This window comes from Amycolatopsis sp. NPDC114504, from assembly GCF_055633595.1.
In genome coordinates this window covers 952,540-971,632 of sequence record NZ_JBVKDU010000003.1, presented here as the reverse complement: position 1 = coordinate 971,632, position 19,093 = coordinate 952,540, and the positions used below count along the sequence as shown (strand labels likewise).

Sequence of the window (19,093 nt, the reverse complement as noted above, 5' to 3'; positions counted from 1 at the left end):
CGCCGCCCCCGAACCGCCGTGAAGCTACTCGCCTTCGATGACGTCCGGTTCCACGCCCAAATACCCGGCCACCTGCTCCACAAGCACGTCGTGCACCAGATCCGCCAGCTCCGACGGGTCCTTCGCCCGCGCCTCCAGCGGCCGCCGGTACAGCACGATCCGGGCCCGCGTGGGCATCCCCGTCCGGTCCACCCCCGCCGGGACCAGCCGCGACAACGGCACCGCGCCGTCGTGCAGCACTCCGTCGGACGGCGCGCGGCCGTTCTCGCGGACCTCGGGTACGTCGTCCACCGCGACGTCCAGCTTCGTCAGCTCGTGGCGCCAGCGGGCCTCGATCGGCTCCAGCGCGTCGAGCACCAGTGCGTCGAACCTCTCCGCCCGGCTCGCGGCGGCGGGCAGGGTCGCCGGATACAGCGTCCCGCGCAGGCCCCGGCCGTGCCGGTCCCTTCGCGAGCGCCGCCGCTGTCGGTAGTCACGAGCCGTCGCCACCCCGGAAGTCTATGCGGTCGGCACGTCCCAGCGCGTGTCGCTCCTACTAGCTTGCGGCGACGCGCTATCGTTTCGGATCGTGCGGAGCGTACGGAAGTGTTCGCGTACCGGCTGTCTCGAGCCGGCTGTGGCCACGCTGACGTATGCCTACAGCGACTCGACCGCCGTCGTCGGCCCACTGGCCACCGCCTCCGAGCCGCACTCGTACGACCTCTGCGAAGCCCACGCGCTGCGGCTGACCGTCCCCAAGGGCTGGGAAGTCGTCCGGCACGAAGGCGCCTTCGCCGCGCCGGACCCGTCGGCCGACGAGCTGACGGCGCTGGCCGAGGCCGTGCGCGAGGCCGGTCGCTCCGATCGGCCGCCCCCCGCGCCCGAGCCGGAAGGCCCCTCCGGGCGCCGCGGGCACCTGCGTGTCCTCCCCGGTCGCGCCTGAGCGCGTCACCCGCCACCACCGCCGGTAGGCTTTCCGCGCGGCGCAGCGGGCGCCGGGACGACTATTCGCGGGGAGACGGCGTGCCAGACCTTTCGGGCATCGTGAAGGCCTACGACATTCGCGGCGTGGTCGGCGAGCAGCTCGACGCGGCGCTCGTCCGCGACTTCGGCGCCGCGTTCGCCCTGCTCATCAAGCCGGAAGCGCCGGCGGTGGTGATCGGGCACGACATGCGCGACTCGTCGCCGGGCCTCGCGGCGGCCTTCGCCGAGGGCGTCACCTCGCAGGGTCTCGACGTCGTGAGCATCGGGCTGGCCAGCACCGACCAGCTCTACTTCGCCTCGGGTTCGCTGAACCTGCCGGGCGCGATGTTCACCGCGAGCCACAACCCGGCCAAGTACAACGGCATCAAGATGTGCCGCGCCGGCGCCTCCCCGGTCGGCCAGGACACCGGGCTCGCCGAGATCCGCGACACCGTCGAGCAGGGCGTGCCCGGGTTCGAAGGCCAGCGGGGCACCACGAGCGAGCGGGACGTGCTCGCCGACTACGCGGCCTACCTGCGCAACCTCGTCGACCTGTCCGGCAACCGGCCGTTGAAGATCGTCGTCGACGCCGGCAACGGCATGGGCGGGCACACCGTCCCCACCGTCTTCGACGGGCTGCCGATCGACGTCGTCCCGATGTACTTCGAGCTCGACGGCAGCTTCCCGAACCACGAGGCCAACCCGCTGGACCCGGCGAACATCGTCGACCTGCAGGCGAAGGTCCGCGAGGTCGGCGCGGACGCGGGCGTGGCCTTCGACGGCGACGCCGACCGCTGCTTCATCGTCGACGAGCGCGGCGAGCCGGTCTCGCCGAGCGCGATCACGGCCCTGGTCGCCGTCCGCGAGCTGGCGAAGGACCCCGGCGGCACGATCATCCACAACCTGATCACGTCCAAGGGCGTGCCGGAGATCGTCTCGGAGCACGGCGGCAAGCCGGTCCGCACCCGCGTCGGGCACTCGTTCATCAAGGCCGAGATGGCCCGCACCGGCGCCATCTTCGGCGGCGAGCACTCCGCGCACTACTACTTCCGCGACTTCTGGCGCGCCGACACCGGCATGCTGGCGGCGCTGCACGTCCTGGCCGCCCTCGGCGAGCAGAACGGCCCGCTGTCCGAGCTGACCAGCGCGTACTCGCGCTACGCGGCCTCCGGCGAGATCAACTCGACGGTGGACGACCAGGTCGCGAAGATGATGGCCGTCAAGGACGACTTCGGCGTCCGCCCCGGTGTCGAGCTCGACGAGCTCGACGGGCTGACCGTCCAGCTGCCGGGCGGCGCCTGGTTCAACCTGCGCCCCTCGAACACCGAACCGCTGCTCCGGCTGAACGTCGAGGCCGCGAACGCCGAGGCCGTGCAGGGGCTGGTGGACGAAGTACTCGCGATCATCCGCAGCTGACCCGTCCCGTGGCGGGCGGCTTCCGGGCCCAACTGTGTCCGGAAGGTGCCCTTCACCACACCTCATCGCGTGGTATGGAGGAACCATGGCCCTCACGCTCGACGCCCAGCTCCTCGAGATCCTGGCGTGCCCGTCGCCCGATCACGCCCCACTGCGTCCCGGGGCACCGGACGACCCCGAGGCCGATGCACTGACGTGCACCGAATGCGGCCGGGTGTACCCGGTCCGTGACGGGATCCCGGTGCTGCTCCTCGACGAAGCCCGGATCCCCGGCGACAGCGGAAATTCCGATGCCGACAGTGCTTGACGACTCGCTGCTCGACGACCCCGCGCGCCTGGCCGAGGCCGACAGCGCGGGGCTGCTCCGGGCGGCCGCGATGGCCGGCGCGCAGGTGCGCGCGACCGCCGAGATGGCCGCCGAGATGGGGCTGGCCGACCGGCTCGACGTGGGGCGCCCGCGCGCCCTCGTGCTGATCGACCGGCCGGGCGTCAGCCGGACGCTTACCCGGCTGCTCGCCGCGCTGCTGACGCCGTCGTGCCCGGTGCCGGTCGTCGTCGCCGAGGTGGTGCCGAGCTGGATCGGCGCGCTCGACGTCGTCTTCGCGCACACCGACGACCCCGGCGACCGCGAGCTCGCCGCGTCGCTGGAACGTGCCGCTCGCTTCGGCGCCTCGGTCGTGCTCTCCGCGCCGGCCGAAGGTCCGGTCGCGGCCGCCGTGGCGGGCAAGGGCGTACTGCTGGCGCCGCGCATCCCGGTGCCGCCGGAGCTGGCGTTCCCCCGCGGCCTGGCCGCGGGGCTGCTCACCGCGAACGCGCTGGGCCTGCTGGTCTCCGACGTCCAGGCGCTGGCCGACCAGCTCGACCTGGAAGCCGAGAAGGACTACCTGGCTCGCGAGTCGTTCGCGAACCCGGCCAAGGCGCTGGCGCTGCGCGTCGCCGACCGCGTGCCCCTGCTGTGGGGTCTCGACCCGGTCGCGGTGGCCGTCGGCGAACACGCTGCGCACGCGTTTGCGGCCCACGCTGCTACCGTCTGTGACGTCGAAGACTATCGTCAGGCTTTGGCGCGTCCCGCATTGCGGCGGGCCGCACTTTCGAGTGGCGCGGCGCGTGACATCTTCGCCGATCCGGACGATCCATCAGGTGACATCCCGACTCGGGTGCTGCTCCTCTCGGTGCGAACCGGTCCGGCCACGGACGCGGCGCGCTACGAGGCCGAGGATCTGCTGCCCGGGTCGGAGGTCATCGCACCGGCCGAGGAGATCGAGGCCGACGAAATCGTGCGGGCCGCGGTGCTGGCACTGCGGTTCGAACTGGCGGCGGTCTATCTCGGGCTGGCGGCGGGCAGCATCGGCGGCGCGGGTCGCTTCGCGCCCGCGAGGGCGTGAGACCCGCCGAGCACCGGCCCCGGCCGGCGCCGAAGGAGTGGAGTTGAGGTGACAGTGGAGCTGCTGCGCAACGCGGTGCGGCCTTACGCCTGGGGATCGCGGACGGCGATCCCCGAGCTGCTGGGCCGTCCGGTACCCGCGCCGCACCCCGAGGCCGAACTGTGGATGGGTGCCCACCCGGGTGACCCGTCCCACGTCATCGGCCCCGACGGGACCGAGCGGAGCCTGCTCGAGCTGGTCGACGCCGATCCGGTGCGGCAGCTCGGCGAGCGGTGCGCGAAGCGGTGGGGCGGGCGGCTGCCGTTCCTGCTGAAGATCCTCGCCGCGGAGGAGCCGCTGTCGATGCAGGCGCACCCGTCGGCGGCGCAGGCCGCGGAGGGGCACGCCCGCGAGGAGCGGCTGGGCATCCCGCGGGAGGCGGCGAACCGCAACTACCCGGACCCGACGGCGAAACCTGAGCTCGTCTGCGCGCTGACGGAGTTCCACGCGCTGGCCGGGTTCCGCGCGCCGGACCGCACGGTGAAGCTGCTGAAGGCGATCGAGACGCCGGGGCTGGCGAAGTACACCGGGCTGCTCGAGGCGGAGCCGGACCCGTCCGGGCTGCGGGCGCTGTTCACGACGTGGATCACGCTGCCGCAGCCGTCGCTCGACGCGCTGCTGCCCGAGGTGCTGGACGCCTGCGTCCGGCACGTCCAGGAGCACGGCGAGTTCGCGGTGGAGTGCCGGACGATCCTCGAGCTGGGCGAGGCGCACCAGCGGGACGCGGGCGTGCTGGCGGCGTTGCTGCTGAACCGGCTGACGCTGCGCGCGGGCGAGGCGATCTACCTGCCCGCCGGCAACCTGCACCTGTACCTGCACGGCACGGCCGTGGAGATCCTGGCGAACTCGGACAACATCCTGCGCTGCGGCCTGACGCCGAAGCACGTGGACGTCCCGGAGCTGCTGCGCGTGGTCGACTTCGCGTGCGGCGAGATGCCGGTCCAGTGCGGTGACGGCGGCGACCGCATGGCCGTCTACCGGACCGACGCGCCGGAATTCGAGCTCTCGCGCGTCGAGTGGGCGCCGGGCCAGGACGACGAGATCTCCGTCGACAGCGTCGGCCCGCAGATCCTGCTGTGCACGGCGGGCGACCTGCTCGTGACGGCCGACGACGGCGAGAAGGTCGAGCTGCGCCGGGGTCAGTCGGTGTGGCTGCCGGCGGCGGACCCGCCGGTGCGCGTGCGTCCGCTGGACGGTGCGCGGGCCCAGCTGTTCCGCGCGACCGCGGGAACCTGCGAGGACTGACGCACTTCTGTGTGCGTTCCGTGTGGTGCTGTTCTCCAGTATCGCCCGTAGGGGTGGTTCTTCCGCCCCGTCGTGTCGATTTTCGAGGAGAACGAGCTTGTGACTTCCTATCCCGATGCCGCCACCGGGCTGCCCCAGCCCGTCCCGGTCGCGGCGCCGTCCCGGCCCGGAGCGCTCCTGGCGCTGGTGGGGGTGGCCGTGGTGTCGGCGCTGGCCGCGATCGTCGACGGTGTCCTGTACTTCGTCGGCGGCCGCGACATGGCCCTGGACGTCGCGGCGGAGACGATCGCGGCGATCACCGGAGCATCGGCGGACTCGGTGAAGGCCGACGGCGGCCCGCTGCTGCAGGCGGCCCTGGACGAGGTGCAGAGCACGCTCCAGGTCCGCGGCGGTGTGGCCATCTTCTTCGGCGCGGTGCTGCTGCTGTGGGGGTTGCTGGCGCTGCGCGGGGCGGTCTGGGTGCGCGTGCTGCTGACACTGGCGGCACTGGCCAACGCGAGCGTGGCCCTGCGACTGGCGACCGACATCGAGGGCGGGACGGCGGCGGTTCGTGGAGTCGCGTGGCTGACGTTGGTGACGGGGTTGGTCGCGGTGGCGCTGGCGTGGCTGCCGGCGATCAATCGGTATGCGCAGGCTCGCAAGGGTCTCCGGTAGCAGCAGCTCTCTGGGGGTGGCGCCGGTCGCGCTTTGCTTGCGCCCGGCGTCCGTGGGCTGGGGTGGTGCCGCGAGGGGGCGGCACCACCCCGTTTTCCGGAAGTGCGGATCGCGGGGGTGGGCCTGTGCCGGACGGTTGCCGGTCACCGGTCGCGTTGCTGGTGGGCCGGTTCGGCGGGCGCGGGAGGTGCTCGCCGGAGGGGCTTGGCCGGTGGTCGGGCGGTTGGTGCAGGCGGGCGCTCACTGTTGGCGGGCGGTCTGGCCGGTAATCGGGCGGTTGGTGGGGCGGGCGCTCACTGTTGGCGGCGGCCTGGTCGGTGGGGGTGGTCGGGCGGGGTCGAGGGCATGGCTTCCGCGGGAAGTACGGCTCCGGGCGGCTGCGAGCCGGGTTCGGTGAGGGGGCGAGGGGCGCTCACCGGAGAAGCTGCTGGCCGGTGCCGGTAGTCGGGCGGGTCGGGGGCATGGCTGCCGGGGGAAGTACGCCCCGGCGGTTGCGAGGCGGGTTCGGTGAGGGCGAGGGGCGCTCACCGACGAGGGCAGCCGGGCCGAGCCGGTCGGGCAAGCAAAGTGCTCGCGAGAGATACGGCCCCGCCGGTCGCAGCCGGCGCAAGCAGCCGCTCGCCGGAGGCCGACCGCCCGAGTCGTCAGGCCGGCTCCGTGAGCGCCAGCAACGCTCCCCGCAAGGCGGCCGCGCTCGCGTCGCGGGGGTCGGCCAACCTCTCCGCCTCGACAGCCGCCTGGGCGGCTGCCTCCTCATCTCCCGCCTCTTCGCACGCCCGGCTCAGCACCAGCCACGTCAACCCCGTCGCCGGTTTCCCGCCCATCTCGCGGAACTCGTCGAGGCACGCCCGCAGCACCGGGATCGCCTGCGACGCACGACCCTCGCCGATCCACCCCGCCGCCAGCGCACGTGTGCACGACAACTCGCGTGGCCGCTCGTCCAGATCCCGGGCCAGGTCGCGGGCCTCCTCGAACGCCGCCGTCGCGCGCTCCCGCGCTCCCGTTGCCGCCGAGATCGCGCCCAGGGTGCGCAACGACTTCGCCAATGCCGAACGGGCCATCGTCCCCCGCAGCAGCTCCACCGACTCCGCGATCGCCGACGTCGCCTCCTCGCCTTCTCCCGTCAGCAGGGACGACCACGCGAACCCGTGCAGCGCCGTGCCGATCCGGCGCAGGTCGCCCGTGGCCCGGGCCGATGCCAGGGCCAGCCGGTCGACCTCGCGGGCGTCCGCCACCCGGCCCAGCCTGAGCAGGGCCGCCGACTCCGCCTCCCGGACCAGCTGATCGTCTAATGTGGACAGTGAGCGGGCGGTGTGCAGTGCCTCTTCGGCGCGGCCCAGACCGATCAGGCAGTGCGCCAGGTTGGCCGACACCCACGCGTGCGTGCGGTGGTCGCCGTGCGCCTCGAGCTCCTTCGCGCATTCGCGGTACGCCGACGCCGCCTCCTCGTACTGGCCGCGTGCGTGCCGCAGCAGCGCCAGGTTCGCCTCCGCGATCGCCGCCGAAGGGCGGTCGTCCGTCGCCGCCAGCACCGTCTCGTACGCCGCGCGCATGTCGGCGTAATGCCCGTGCAGATACAGGTACACACTCAGCTTGTCCAGCAGCAGCAACGCTTCCCGCGTCCCCAGCGTCCCGATCAGCCGCACGAGGTTCGCGCGCTCGGCCGCGAACCACTCCTCCGGACGCTCCAGCAGCCGCTCGACCAACGAACCCGGCAATGGCTGCGGGAACGGCTCGTGGGCCATCGCCGGCATCGGCACCGTGCGCGGCAGACGGGCCGCGGCCGCGTCGGCCAGCGCGAGGGTCGCCGCCAGCACCGTCGACGCTCCGCCGCCCTCCGGAGGCGGACCTTCCGCCGCGTACAGCCGGACGAGGTCGTGCATCCGGTACCGGCCCTCGCCGGTCGCGTCCGGGCCGCGCGCCTCCAGCAGGCTCGCTTCGACGAGCTCTTCGACGGCCTCGTCGGCGTCCTCGCCGATGAGCGTCGTGACCGCCCACGCCGGCAGGTCGACCAGCCGGCACCGCCCGAGCAACCGGAACGCGCGCCGCGCCGGGGGTCTCAGCCCTTCGTGGCTCAGCGCGATGCTGCTCCGGACGGCGAGGTCGCTCACGGTCAGCTCGTCGAGGCGGCGGACCTCGTCCTCGAGCCGGTCGGCCAGCTCGCCGAGCCGCAGGTGCGGGCGGATGGCGAGCCTGCTGCCCGCGATCCGCAGGGCCAGCGGCAGCCGCGCGCACGCCGCGATGATCCGGCCGGCGTCGACGCGCTCGCGGGCCACCCGCGCGCCGGCGAGCCGGTTCAGCAGCTCGGTGGCGTCGTCGTCGGACAGCGGACCGAGCGACAGCCGGTGCGCGCCGGCCAGCCCGCTCAGGCGCTGCCGGCTCGTCACGAGCACCGCGCAGCCCGGCGTGCCCGGCAGCAGGGCGCGGACGTGCTCGGGGTCGACGGCGTCATCGAGCACCACCAGCACCCGCCGGTCGGTCAGCCGGCCGCGGAACACCGCCGCGCGGGCGCGGACGTCGTCCGGCACCGCCGGTCCGGGCACGCCGAGCGCGCGCAGCAGGTCGGCCAGCACCTCGCCGACGTCACGCCCCAGCGGCACGTAGAGCTGGCCGTCCGGGAACCGCGCCCGCAGCCGGTGCGCGGCGCGCACGGCCAGGGTGCTCTTGCCCGCGCCCGGTTCGCCGCTGAGCACGGCGAGCGGGACGCCGGTGCCGCTGCCCAGCGCGGCCGTCAGCTCGGCGAGCTCGGCGTCGCGGCCGGTGAAGTCCGCGATGTCCGGCGGCAGCTGGCACACCGGCCAGACCGGCGGCGGCATCCGCGGCACCGGGTCCTCGCCGCGCAGGACGGCGGCGTGCACCCGGCGCACCTCGGCGCCCGGTTCGACGCCGAGCTCCTCGATCAGCGTGGTCCGCAGCCGCCGGTAGATCTCCAGGGAGTCGCCCTGCCGCCCGGCCCGGTGCAGCGCGATCATCAGCTGCGCGGCCAGCCGTTCCCGCAGCGGGTGCTCGGTGATCATGGCCTGCAGCTCACCGGTCAGCTCCCCGTGGCGGCCGGCGGTGAGCTCGGCGTCGACGCAGTCCTCGAACACGGCGAGCCGTTCGGACTCCAGCCGCGCGACGTCGGCGTCGAGCCGCGGGACGTGCAGCCCGGCCAGCACCGGCCCGCGCCACTGCGCGAGCGCCCGCCGGTAGTGCCCCGCCGCGGTGAGGGCGTCCGCGGCCCGCTGCCCGTCGGCGACGGCCGACCGGAAGACGAGCAGGTCGAGCTCGCCGGGCTCGGCGCACAGCCGGTAGCCGAGCGGCCCGTGTTCGACGCGCAGGCCGTCGATCCGCTCGCGCAGCCGCGAGAGGTAGGTGTGCAGGTTCGAGGCGTAGGACTTCGGCGGCCGCTCCGGCCACAGCGCTTCGACCAGCACGTCGACGTGGACGTGCTGGTTGGCGTTGAGCAGCAGCACGGCCAGCAGGGTGCGCTGCCGGTCGCCACGCAACGAGACCCAGTGCCTCGGCGGGCTTTCGATCGCGAGCGGACCGAGGACGGCGAAGGACGCCATGTCACCTTCCCCAGGCTGGTGAGCAGGGAGAGTCACGTTAGCGGAGGGGTACGACAGAAACCGGCGGTTCCCCGAAGGCGGCGGCGGTGCACCCCGGTTAGCCCGGGCGGGGACGGCCGCGGGCGCGCGGCCCTATTAGGCTCCACCCGGACATTCAGGACCAACCAGGGGAGCGGTCGTGTCAGCTGGAGGCGGAACCAAGGCGATCATCGCCGCGCTCGGGGCGAACGCCGGGATCGCGGCCGCGAAGTTCGTCGGCTTCCTCGTCACCGGGTCGTCGTCGATGCTGGCCGAGTCCGTGCACTCGCTGGCCGACACCACGAACCAGGGCCTGCTGCTGCTCGGCCAGAAGACGTCGAAGCGCGCGGCCGACAAGGAACACCCCTTCGGCTACGGCCGCGACCGGTACTTCTACTCCTTCATCGTCGCGCTGATGCTCTTCACCCTCGGTTCCGCCTTCGCAATCTACGAAGGCATCCACAAGATCGGCCACCCGGAGCCGCTCGAGTCGCCGATCGTCGCCGTGATCATCCTCGTCGTCGCGGTCGGCCTGGAGGGCTACAGCTTCTACACCGCCATCGGCGAGTCCCGGAAGATCAAGGGCGACGCGAGCTGGTGGGGCTTCATCCGCCAGGCCAAGGAGCCCGAGCTCCCCGTCGTCCTCCTGGAGGACGCCGGCGCGCTGATCGGCCTGGTCCTCGCGCTGCTGGGTGTCGGGCTTTCGGTCGTCACCGGCGACCCCGTCTGGGACGGCGTCGGCACCCTCGCGATCGGCGCGCTGCTCGGCGTCATCGCGATCATCCTGATCGTCGAGATGAAGAGCCTGCTCATCGGTGAAGGCGCCAACGAGCCGGTGCTCGCGACGATCGTCGACGAGCTCGCCGCGGGCAAGGTCGAGCGCGTCATCCACATCCGGACCCAGTACATGGGCCCGGACGAGCTGCTCGTCGCGGCGAAGCTGGCGATGGTGCCGGGTCTCGACACCGCCGAGCTGGCCATGGCCATCGACGACGCCGAGGCCCGCGTGCGCGCCAAGGTGCCCGTCGCCAAGCTGATCTACCTCGAGCCGGACCTCGACCGCAGCCTCGCGAAGTAGGGTTCAAGATCCACTTCTCGCCGCTCGGTGAGCCGTCACGCGTCTGACCCGATAGGGTGACCTACCGCGATACACGCAGGCCAGCCGCAGGAGGTCAACGGTGCCCGGAACGGGATTGTGGCGCACTAAATCCATCGAACAGTCCATTTCGGACACCGACGAGCCGGATACCAAGCTCCGGCGGAACCTGAGCGCGTGGGACCTCACGGTGTTCGGGGTCGCGGTCGTCATCGGTGCCGGCATCTTCACGCTCACCGCGCGGACGGCCGGCGACTACGCCGGCCCGTCGGTCTCGCTGGCGTTCGTCTTCGCCGCGATCGCCTGCGCGCTGGCGGCGCTGTGCTACGCCGAGTTCGCCTCGACCGTGCCGGTCGCGGGCAGCGCGTACACGTTCTCCTACGCCACGTTCGGCGAGTTCATGGCGTGGATCATCGGCTGGGACCTGATCCTCGAGCTCGCCGTCGGCGCGGCCGCGGTGTCCAAGGGCTGGTCGGTCTACCTCGAGACAGTGCTCGGCTACCTCTTCGGCAAGGGCGCCAAGACGACGTTCGACATCGGCAGCGTGACCGTCGACTGGGGCGCGCTGGTCGTCGTCGCGATCCTGACGATCCTGCTGGCCGTCGGCACGAAGCTGTCTTCGCGGGTCTCAATGGTGATCACCGGCATCAAGGTCGCCGTCGTGCTGTTCGTGATCATCCTCGGCATCTTCTACATCAAGGGCGCGAACTACTCGCCGTACATCCCGCCGGGTTCGACCGGCGGTGCCGGCGAGACCGGCGTCGACCAGTCCCTCTTCTCGCTGATCGCGGGCGGTGCGAGCAGCTCGTACGGCGTCTTCGGCCTGCTGGCCGGCGCTTCGCTGGTGTTCTTCGCGTTCATCGGCTTCGACATCGTCGCGACGACCGCCGAGGAGACGAAGAACCCGCAGAAGGCGGTCCCGCGCGGGATCATGGGCTCCCTGGCGATCGTCACCGTGCTGTACGTCGCGGTCTCGCTGGTGGTCGTCGGCATGACGTCGTACAAGGACCTGTCCACCTCGGCGGGCGACGGCAGCCACAAGACTCTCGCGACGGCGTTCTCCGCGAACGGCGTCGACTGGGCGGCCAACATCATCTCCTTCGGCGCGCTGGCCGGCCTGACCACCGTCGTCATGGTGCTGATGCTCGGCCAGGTCCGGATCATCTACGCGATGTCGCGCGACGGCCTGATGCCGCGCGGCCTGGCCAAGACGGGCGAGCACGGCACGCCGAAGCGCGCGACGCTGATCGTCGGCGGCCTGGTCGCGCTCGCGGCCGGCTTCTTCCCGGCGGACAAGCTCGAAGAGATGGTCAACGTCGGCACGCTCTTCGCGTTCGTGCTCGTCTCGGCGGGGGTGCTGATCCTGCGCCGGACGCGGCCCGACCTGCCCCGCGCGTTCAAGGTGCCGCTGGTGCCGCTGATCCCGATCCTGGCGATCCTCGCGTGCCTGTGGCTGATGCTGAACCTGACGGTGCTGACGTGGCTGCGGTTCGTCGCCTGGATGATCGTGGGCGTGGTGATCTACTTCGCCTACAGCCGCCGGCACTCGCTGCTCGGCAAGCGGCAGGCCGACGGTCTCGACGAGCCCCTCAAGGCCCCGGAGGCCTAGCGTCACCCACCCGTTCGTGAAGCCCCGCCGATCCGCGTTCGCGCAGGTCGGCGGGGCTTTTTTCGCGGAACTTCACATCGGACGATCTTGCGTTTCGTGCCTAAAAGGGGACCCGGTGTAGCCGACCGAGTGACGTGCGATACCTTTCGATCCTTCGCGTGCCACTGACGGGTGAATTACAGCAGCGTGATTCGCACGCTCGGTGGCTTCGCGACCCCAGATTTCGCAAGTGCTACCTCCCCGCCGGTATCAGGAGTTCTGAATGCGCAGACGTACCTTCCGCGGCGCCGTCGCGATCATGGCGCTGACCACCGCCGCCCTCATCGGCACCGCCGGCTCCGCGCTGGCCTGCCACAGTGACGACACCCGCCCGCACCCGACGCCGGGCAACGCGACGCCGTGTGCCAAGGGCACCGACCTGAAGCAGACCGATGTCGAGGGCAAGATCGTCAAGAACCGCCTCAACATCTCCGAGGTGCACGAGGGCGTCACGGTGACGCGCATCGTCGTCGTCGGTGGCGACGACGGCTTCAACGACTACACCCCGGGCGCCAAGGGCCTCGGCAAGACCGCGCCGTGGAACGACCTGCGCGCGCCGTTCAGCCGCAATGGTCACCAGGCCGACATCGACCACTGGTACCTCTGCGGCACGAAGACCACGAAGCCGACCGAGACCAAGACGCCGCCGACCACCAAGCCGACCGAGACCACGAAGCCCAGCGCCCCGGCGTCCTCGGAGACCGTGAAGCCGACCAGCACCACGACTCCGGCCGTCGTCCCGGCTGGCAACGAGTCCGGCACCGGCGGTGGCCTGGCCAACACCGGTTTCGACAACATGTGGCTGGTCTGGATCGCCGGCCTGCTGATCCTCGGCGGTGGCGGCCTGCTCGCGCTGCTGAAGTTCCGTCGCAAGGCTTCCGAGTGAAGCTGAGCTAGCTCACGGTCGAAGGCCCCTCGCTCCGGCGAGGGGCCTTCACTGTTTCAGGGGGAAGTCCCCGAAGAGCAGGCCCTGCTCGCCGCCGGTGGGTTTGCCGAGACCGGCGGCCATCGCGACGGCGTGGTCCCACTCCGCGTCGACCACGTAGTCCTGGTGCTTGAGCACCCCCGGCGCCCAGCGGTGCCGTCCGGTCGGGCCGCGCAGGGGGTCCGGCAGCCAGTGGTCGCCGCCGAGGATGAGGACGCCGTTGGCGTCGGCCTTCGCCTTCAACGGGCCGGTGCCGCCTTCGGGCTGGTAGCCGACGCCGAAGAGCTGCCGGTCGGACACCTCGTGCCGCCAGGTCGTCACGCCGCCGCCGAAGATGTCGGTGCCGCGGCACAGCGCGCGCCAACGGCCGTCGAGGTCCGCGAAGAGCGTTTCGAGCGATTCCTGCGGGAGCAACGCCGGGAAAGCACGCTGGTAGCCCCATTGCAGCGGGGAGCCGGCGGTCAGCACGCCGACGCGTTCGAGGTCGGCGGCCGGCAGCTCGGCCGCCAGCCGGGCGGCGGCCATCACCGTGAGCAGGCTGCCGAGGTTGTAGCCGGAGAGCACGACCCGCGTCCCCGGTTCGGCGAGGTGCTCGCGCGCCCGCGCGGCCAGTTCGGGGACGACCTTCAGCGCGTAGCACGGCGGCACGGTCGGGTGCGCCGCCCGCGGCCAGAAGCAGACGAGGTCCGCGAGCGCCCCGAGGTGCCGGCTGCGCTGCGGGGTCCGCGCGGCCGTGTAGACGACGCGCAGCAGGCCCGCGGCCAGCGCGCCGAGCGCGACCACGCCGATCGCGGACAGCGGCCCGAACCAGCCGGGGACCAGCCCGAACCCGAACCGCAGCACCAGCAGCGCCGCGCCGCCCGCGGACATCGCCGACGCCACCGTGAGGGCCAGGTGGTGCAGGTGCCGCCGCTCCCACGCCGAGCGCGCCCACGCCGCCGCGGCCTGGGCCTCCTGGTGCTCGTCGTGCTCCATCAGCTCGACGATCGCCGGGACGCCGCGGCGCAGCCGGCGCACCGGGACGGCGACCGCGAAACCCAGCACGGCGAGCACCGCGGCCAGCGCCAGCCCGGCTCCCCACAGAACCGTGACCAGCAGATACGTGTCGGGCACGCGCAGGGGCTCCGCGCCGGAAAGCCGTCGGAGCGCTTCGGCGAGGCCGGCGCCGAACCCGCCGCCGAGCAGACCGGCCAGCGCGAGCACCGGCGCGGCCGCCCAGCCGCCCAGCCACGGCCGCAGCCGGCGCGGTTTGTGCACCCAGGCGGACCGCGCCAGCAGCGCGGCCGGGGCCAGGAACAGCGCGAACAGCACCGTGACGGCGACCAGCGCCGCGCCAAGCCCTTCGACGACGCCGTTGGTCCCCGGCAGCGGGCCCGCGCCGGGCCGCAGCCGCACCGCGGCCACGACGACGAGCAGCGCGGCCAGCGCGATCACCCCCGGCCGGGCGACCCGGCCGGTGTCGACGCCGATCGCGGCCGCGACGACCGTCGCGAGGACCAGCGCCAGCGTGACGATCCAGACCACCAGGTCGAAGCCGTCGCCCGGCACCCGGAACGGCCCGCCGAGCAGCAGCAGCGCGACCGAGGCCAGCGCCGCGACGGTGTGCAGGCAGCGCAGCGCCGGCGTCTCCGGGTCGGCGCGCATCCGCAGCGGCCCCTCGGTCAGGTCGCCGTCGGCGTGCACCGCCCACGTCGCCGACGAGATCCGGTGCAGCACGAAGATCACGACCAGCAGGGGCACGACGCCGACCGCGATCCGCGCCGGCACCGAGCGGACGGCGTCGGGGACCGCGGGCAGGCAGCCGGACCCGGGCGCGAGGCACTGCGTGGCGAACAGGTCGAGCGCGATCGCCGCGAGCTGGCCCATCAGCAGCATGGTCAGCAGCAGGGCGCCGACGCGCAGCAGGCCACGGCACACCGCGCCGAGCACGCGCGGCAGCCGGCGTCCGGGCGGGGCCGGCGGCAGCATCCAGAACGCGACGTTGGCCAGGGAGAACGGGAACAGCAGCGCCCAGGTCGCCTTCGCGGCGCCGCCGGAGGTCATCCCGTGCCACAGGTAGCCTTCGAGGGTCCGCGGGATCGACCGGCCCAGCGCCGGCAGCACGGGCCCGGGCGCCGGGCGTCGCAGCCGGTCCGCCGGGCGGACCACGCGACCCAGCCCGTCGCCGGCGACGTCGACGGTGGAGACCGCGTCGAGCAGGGTCTCGCCACTGGTGCCCACCAGGCCGGCGACACGGATTTCGACGACGCGGGTGTCCGGGCCGGGCATGGGCACGGTGCAGGCCTCCTACGCGATCCTAGGGAAGGTCGAGCGGACAACGGTAGTGTTCGGACGTCATCGAGTCTTGGAGGAATCGCCACTATGACCCCCGAAAGCGTTGCCAAGCGGCACGAGACCCGCAACGGCATCGAGTTCGCCGTCGCCGACCTCGAGGCCGCCGAGTTCGGCCGCAAGGAGATCCGCCTCGCCGAGCACGAGATGCCCGGACTGATGGCGCTGCGGCGCGAATACGCGGAGGTCTACCCCCTGCGCGGTGCGCGCGTCTCCGGCTCGCTGCACATGACCGTGCAGACGGCGGTCCTGATCGAGACGCTGGTTTCGCTGGGTGCCGAGGTGCGCTGGGCGTCCTGCAACATCTTCTCGACGCAGGACCACGCGGCCGCCGCGATCGTCGTCGGCCCGCACGGGACGACCGAGGAGCCCAAGGGCGTCCCGGTCTTCGCGTGGAAGGGCGAGTCGCTCGAGGAGTACTGGTGGTGCACCGAGCGGATGCTCACCTGGGACGGCGAGGGCCCGAACATGATCCTCGACGACGGCGGCGACGCCACCATGCTGGTCCACAAGGGCACCGAGTACGAGAAGTCCGGCGTCGTGCCGAACCCGGACGAGAACACCTCGGACGAGTTCCGCGTGTTCCTCGAGCTGCTGCGCACGTCGGTCGCCGCGGACACCGGCAAGTGGACGAAGATCGGCGAGGGCATCCGCGGCGTCACCGAGGAGACCACCACCGGCGTCCTGCGGCTCTACCAGCTCGCCGCGGCCGGTGAGCTGCTGTTCCCGGCGATCAACGTCAACGACGCGGTGACGAAGTCGAAGTTCGACAACCGCTACGGCATCCGCCACTCGCTGATCGACGGCATCAACCGCGGCACCGACGTCCTGATCGGCGGCAAGGTCGCGGTCGTGTGCGGCTACGGCGACGTCGGCAAGGGCGCGGCGGAGTCCCTGCGCGGCCAGGGCGCGCGCGTGGTCGTCACGGAGATCGACCCGATCTGCGCCCTGCAGGCGGCGATGGACGGCTACCAGGTCCGCACGCTGGAGAACGCGCTGCCCGAGGCCGACATCATCATCACGACGACCGGCAACAAGGACGTCGTGCTGGTCGAGCACATGGCGAAGATGAAGCACCAGGCGATCCTGGGCAACATCGGCCACTTCGACAACGAGCTCGACATGGCGGGGCTCCAGCGCTACCCGGGCATCCGCCGCATCAACATCAAGCCCCAGGTCGACGAGTGGATCTTCCCGAACGGCAACACGATCATCGTGCTGTCCGAGGGCCGGCTCCTCAACCTGGGCAACGCGACCGGGCACCCGTCGTTCGTGATGTCGAACAGCTTCTCCAACCAGGTGATCGCGCAGGTCGAGCTGTTCACCAAGCACGAGGAGTACGACAAGGAGGTCTTCCGCCTCCCGAAGAAGCTGGACGAGAAGGTGGCGAAGATCCACCTGGCCGCACTGGGTGGCGAGCTGACGAAGCTCACCAAGGAGCAGGCGGAGTACATCGACGTGGACGTCGAAGGCCCGTTCAAGGCGGACCACTACCGCTACTGAGTTTCGCTGAGTTTTCGCTGGTCAGGGCCGCCCCGAGAGTGTTCGGGGCGGCCCTTTGTTCTGCGTTCGCGACAGTGATAGCTCGAACGGGTGATGCGCTATCATGGGGGCGTGAAACAGTTGATCACGAGGATCGACGACGAGCTGCACGCCCGGCTGAAGGCGAGAGCCGAAGCCGAGGGGCGCAGCATGAACGACCTGGTCACGGAAGCGTTGAGGGGCGTAGTGGCGAAGACCGAAACCCGCGCGGAATGGAAGCGGCGACTGATCGCCGAAGGCAAGCTGATGACGTTCGAGGCCGAAGGCGAGGCGCCGGGGCACGACGGGCTGGAAAGGCTCTCGCGCGGCTGGGGTACGGCCGTCAGCGAGGCACTCGACTGGACCAGGGGTGAATGGTGACTGTCCTCTACGCCGATACGAGCGCGGTGGTCGGTGCCTACCTCGTCGACGAGCCCGACCACGCCGAGCTGCGGAAGCTGCTGATCGACGGTGATCACGTGGTGTTCACCAGCGAGCTGACCCGGCTCGAGTTCGCGAGTGCGGTCACGGCGGCCAAGCGAACCGGCCGGATTCCGGATGCCCGCGCGTTCCTGGCCCAGTTCGACGAGGACGCAAGGTCGGTCCTCGGGGTCATCCCGTTGGAGCCGTCGCGGATCTTCGCCGCCGCTCGACGGCTGGTCACCGACAACTACCCCGTGCGCACCCTCGACGCGATCCACATCGCCGTCGCGATGCACGACACGGCCGAGCTGACCGGCGGCGAGCCCGTCACCTTCGTCACCCGCGACGAGCGTCAGGCCGACGCCGCGAAGGCCAACGGATTCGAGGTGCGGTGAGCGTCGAACTCTTCGCCGGGATCGACCCGCGTAAGCATCGACCTCACTGAGCATGCCGTGAGCGGACGAACCCCCATCCGACGAGCGCCGCCGCGACGATCGTGAGCGTCAGGCCGGCCACCGTCACGGCCTCCCGGAACTCCGCCGTCTGCTGCACGCTCCAGTGCGCCGTAGCGATGTCGCCGGTGAACAGCGCAGCGAGGATCGTGCCGGTCGCGGCGATGCCGGCGCCCGACGTCACCTCGGTGGCCGTGTCGGTGAGGGCCGCTCCGATCGTGGTCCGGTTCTCCGGGAGGCCGCGCAGCACGTTGACCCCCGCCACGACGCCGACCACCCGCATCCCCGCGGCCACGAGCACCAGCGCGATCGCCACCCACACGTAGCCGAACCGGCTCAGCAGGGCGTACACGGCGAGCCCGGCCACCACCGCCGCCGCGCTGATCCAGGCCGCGCGCGAGAGGCCGGCCCGGCGGACGAACGGACTGACGAACGCGCCGCCCGCGACCAGCACCACCACCTGCGGCAGCATGCCGGCCGCGGCGAGGGCGGGTGGCCAGCCCCAGTCGAGCTGCAGCTGCAGCGTCACCAGGTAGCCGAGGCCGGCCGTCGCCAGCCCGGCCGCGGCCTTGAACGCCAGGCCGCTGGACACCAGCGGGTGCGCCACCAGCTTGAGGTCCAGCAGCGGGTGGCGGGCCGACCGCTCGCGGACGACGAACAGGAACCCGGCGACGACGGCCGCCGCGGTGGCAGCCCAAGGCGTCCACGCTCGAGCGCCCTCGTGCACGAACAGGGTGGGGGCGACGAGCGCGAGGACGACCGTCGCCGTGCCGAGTGCCGCTCCGAGGACGTCCACCGGGTCGCGGTGGAGGCCGGCCGGGTCGTCCGCGGCGATGCCGAACCGCACGCCGGCGAAGGCGAGGGCCGCGACCGGCACGTTCACCAGCAGCAGGACCTGCCACGGCGCGATCGCGAGCACGAACCCGCCCGCGGTCGGGCCGATCGCGAGGCCGACGAGACCCACGGTCGAGATGAGGGTGGTCGCGCGGACGCGCAGGCCGTCGTCGCCGAACAGGCGGAACGCCAGCGCCATCGAGCCCGGGGTCGTCATCGCGGCCGCGACGCCCATCGCCACCCGCACGGCGATCAGCTGCTCCGCGGTGGAGACGAACGCGGTCGCCAGGCTCGCGACGCCGAGCAGGACCAGGCCGATGAGCATGATCCGCCGACGGCCGAACCGGTCGGCCACCGCGCCGAACGCCAGCATCAGCCCGCCGAAGACGACCGCGTAGGCGCCGGTCACCCACTGCAGGACCGTCGTCGACGCGTGCAGCTCGCGGCCGATCGTGGGCAGTGCGACGTTGAGGATCGAGTTGTCGAGCATCTCGAAGAGGAACACGGCGGAGAGCCCCGCCAGGGCGACCCAGGCCTCGCGCAAGGAGCGCGGCGCGGGTGCGGCGAGAATGCCGGTGGTCTGTTCGGAGGACATGCCACTAAGTTAACTGAC

The 19,093-nt window shown here is 72.1% G+C and carries 16 protein-coding genes; 12 read left to right on the top strand and 4 right to left on the bottom strand.

Annotated features, from left to right (window positions below):
* Positions 1-24: 24 nt before the first annotated feature.
* Positions 25-489, bottom strand: a complete 465-nt coding sequence (locus ACZ7PG_RS26030) for a metallopeptidase family protein (RefSeq protein ID WP_167379605.1) — start codon at positions 487-489, stop codon at positions 25-27.
* 79 nt (positions 490-568) lie between these two features.
* Here ACZ7PG_RS26030 and ACZ7PG_RS26025 point away from each other — a divergent pair, with 79 nt between their 5' ends.
* From ACZ7PG_RS26025 to ACZ7PG_RS26000, 6 genes are all read left to right on the top strand, one after another.
* On the top strand, positions 569-922 hold the full coding sequence (locus tag ACZ7PG_RS26025) for a DUF3499 domain-containing protein (RefSeq protein WP_470241675.1): 354 nt from the start codon (positions 569-571) through the stop codon (positions 920-922).
* An 80-nt stretch (positions 923-1,002) separates the two neighbouring features.
* The gene (locus tag ACZ7PG_RS26020) at positions 1,003-2,358 is read left to right on the top strand and encodes a phosphomannomutase/phosphoglucomutase (protein ID WP_470241674.1); all 1,356 of its coding nucleotides are present in this window, start codon (positions 1,003-1,005) and stop codon (positions 2,356-2,358) included.
* 85 nt (positions 2,359-2,443) lie between these two features.
* A complete protein-coding gene (locus ACZ7PG_RS26015; protein WP_470241673.1) occupies positions 2,444-2,665 on the top strand; it encodes a Trm112 family protein in 222 nt (73 codons plus the stop codon).
* A complete protein-coding gene (locus ACZ7PG_RS26010) occupies positions 2,649-3,743 on the top strand; it encodes a hypothetical protein (RefSeq protein ID WP_470241672.1) in 1,095 nt (364 codons plus the stop codon). Before ACZ7PG_RS26015 ends, ACZ7PG_RS26010 begins: the two co-directional genes overlap by 17 nt.
* Before the next feature lie 54 nt (positions 3,744-3,797).
* Entirely contained in the window at positions 3,798-5,027 is a 1,230-nt protein-coding gene (gene manA / locus ACZ7PG_RS26005) for a mannose-6-phosphate isomerase, class I (protein WP_470242414.1), read from the top strand.
* Positions 5,028-5,126: 99 nt separating this feature from the next.
* Positions 5,127-5,681, top strand: coding sequence for a hypothetical protein (locus ACZ7PG_RS26000; RefSeq protein WP_470241671.1), 555 nt, complete (start codon positions 5,127-5,129; stop codon positions 5,679-5,681).
* A 644-nt stretch (positions 5,682-6,325) separates the two neighbouring features.
* Here the strand turns inward: ACZ7PG_RS26000 and ACZ7PG_RS25995 are convergent.
* Positions 6,326-9,232, bottom strand: coding sequence for an AfsR/SARP family transcriptional regulator (locus tag ACZ7PG_RS25995; protein ID WP_470241670.1), 2,907 nt, complete (start codon positions 9,230-9,232; stop codon positions 6,326-6,328).
* A gap of 178 nt (positions 9,233-9,410) precedes the next feature.
* On the opposite strand from ACZ7PG_RS25995, the gene ACZ7PG_RS25990 reads away from it, so the two are divergent.
* The 3 genes from ACZ7PG_RS25990 (at position 9,411) to ACZ7PG_RS25980 (ending at position 12,880) form a co-directional block, all read left to right on the top strand.
* Entirely contained in the window at positions 9,411-10,328 is a 918-nt protein-coding gene (locus ACZ7PG_RS25990; RefSeq protein ID WP_470241669.1) for a cation diffusion facilitator family transporter, read from the top strand.
* A gap of 100 nt (positions 10,329-10,428) precedes the next feature.
* Entirely contained in the window at positions 10,429-11,955 is a 1,527-nt protein-coding gene (locus ACZ7PG_RS25985) for an amino acid permease (protein WP_470241668.1), read from the top strand.
* Between the two features lie 262 nt (positions 11,956-12,217).
* Positions 12,218-12,880 (top strand): LPXTG cell wall anchor domain-containing protein, encoded by a 663-nt coding sequence (locus ACZ7PG_RS25980; protein WP_470241667.1) that lies wholly within the window; start codon positions 12,218-12,220, stop codon positions 12,878-12,880.
* Between the two features lie 48 nt (positions 12,881-12,928).
* Here ACZ7PG_RS25980 and ACZ7PG_RS25975 read toward each other — a convergent pair whose 3' ends face one another.
* Positions 12,929-15,187: a hypothetical protein gene (locus tag ACZ7PG_RS25975; protein ID WP_470242413.1), complete on the bottom strand. Its 2,259-nt coding sequence runs from the start codon at positions 15,185-15,187 to the stop codon at positions 12,929-12,931.
* Between the two features lie 93 nt (positions 15,188-15,280).
* Here ACZ7PG_RS25975 and ahcY point away from each other — a divergent pair, with 93 nt between their 5' ends.
* From ahcY to ACZ7PG_RS25960, 3 genes are all read left to right on the top strand, one after another.
* Positions 15,281-16,753, top strand: coding sequence for an adenosylhomocysteinase (gene ahcY, locus ACZ7PG_RS25970; protein WP_470241666.1), 1,473 nt, complete (start codon positions 15,281-15,283; stop codon positions 16,751-16,753).
* A gap of 111 nt (positions 16,754-16,864) precedes the next feature.
* The gene (locus ACZ7PG_RS25965) at positions 16,865-17,152 is read left to right on the top strand and encodes a FitA-like ribbon-helix-helix domain-containing protein (RefSeq protein ID WP_470241665.1); all 288 of its coding nucleotides are present in this window, start codon (positions 16,865-16,867) and stop codon (positions 17,150-17,152) included.
* The gene (locus ACZ7PG_RS25960) at positions 17,146-17,589 is read left to right on the top strand and encodes a type II toxin-antitoxin system VapC family toxin (protein ID WP_470241664.1); all 444 of its coding nucleotides are present in this window, start codon (positions 17,146-17,148) and stop codon (positions 17,587-17,589) included. The genes ACZ7PG_RS25965 and ACZ7PG_RS25960 overlap by 7 nt, the downstream gene beginning before the upstream one ends.
* Positions 17,590-17,632: 43 nt before the next feature.
* On the opposite strand, the gene ACZ7PG_RS25955 is transcribed toward ACZ7PG_RS25960, so the two are convergent.
* Positions 17,633-19,075, bottom strand: coding sequence for an MFS transporter (locus ACZ7PG_RS25955; protein ID WP_470241663.1), 1,443 nt, complete (start codon positions 19,073-19,075; stop codon positions 17,633-17,635).
* Between the last annotated feature and the right edge of the window lie 18 nt (positions 19,076-19,093).

Coding starts and splice junctions, on each gene's coding strand:
- ACZ7PG_RS25960 (WP_470241664.1), top strand. CDS start 17,146: ATGGTGACTGTCCTCTACGCCGATACGAGCGCGGTGGTCGGTGCCTAC.
- ACZ7PG_RS26015 (WP_470241673.1), top strand. CDS start 2,444: ATGGCCCTCACGCTCGACGCCCAGCTCCTCGAGATCCTGGCGTGCCCG.
- ACZ7PG_RS26010 (WP_470241672.1), top strand. CDS start 2,649: ATGCCGACAGTGCTTGACGACTCGCTGCTCGACGACCCCGCGCGCCTG.
- ACZ7PG_RS25980 (WP_470241667.1), top strand. CDS start 12,218: ATGCGCAGACGTACCTTCCGCGGCGCCGTCGCGATCATGGCGCTGACC.
- ahcY (WP_470241666.1), top strand. CDS start 15,281: ATGACCCCCGAAAGCGTTGCCAAGCGGCACGAGACCCGCAACGGCATC.
- ACZ7PG_RS25955 (WP_470241663.1), bottom strand. CDS start 19,075: ATGTCCTCCGAACAGACCACCGGCATTCTCGCCGCACCCGCGCCGCGC.
- ACZ7PG_RS25995 (WP_470241670.1), bottom strand. CDS start 9,232: ATGGCGTCCTTCGCCGTCCTCGGTCCGCTCGCGATCGAAAGCCCGCCG.
- ACZ7PG_RS25975 (WP_470242413.1), bottom strand. CDS start 15,187: ATGCCCGGCCCGGACACCCGCGTCGTCGAAATCCGTGTCGCCGGCCTG.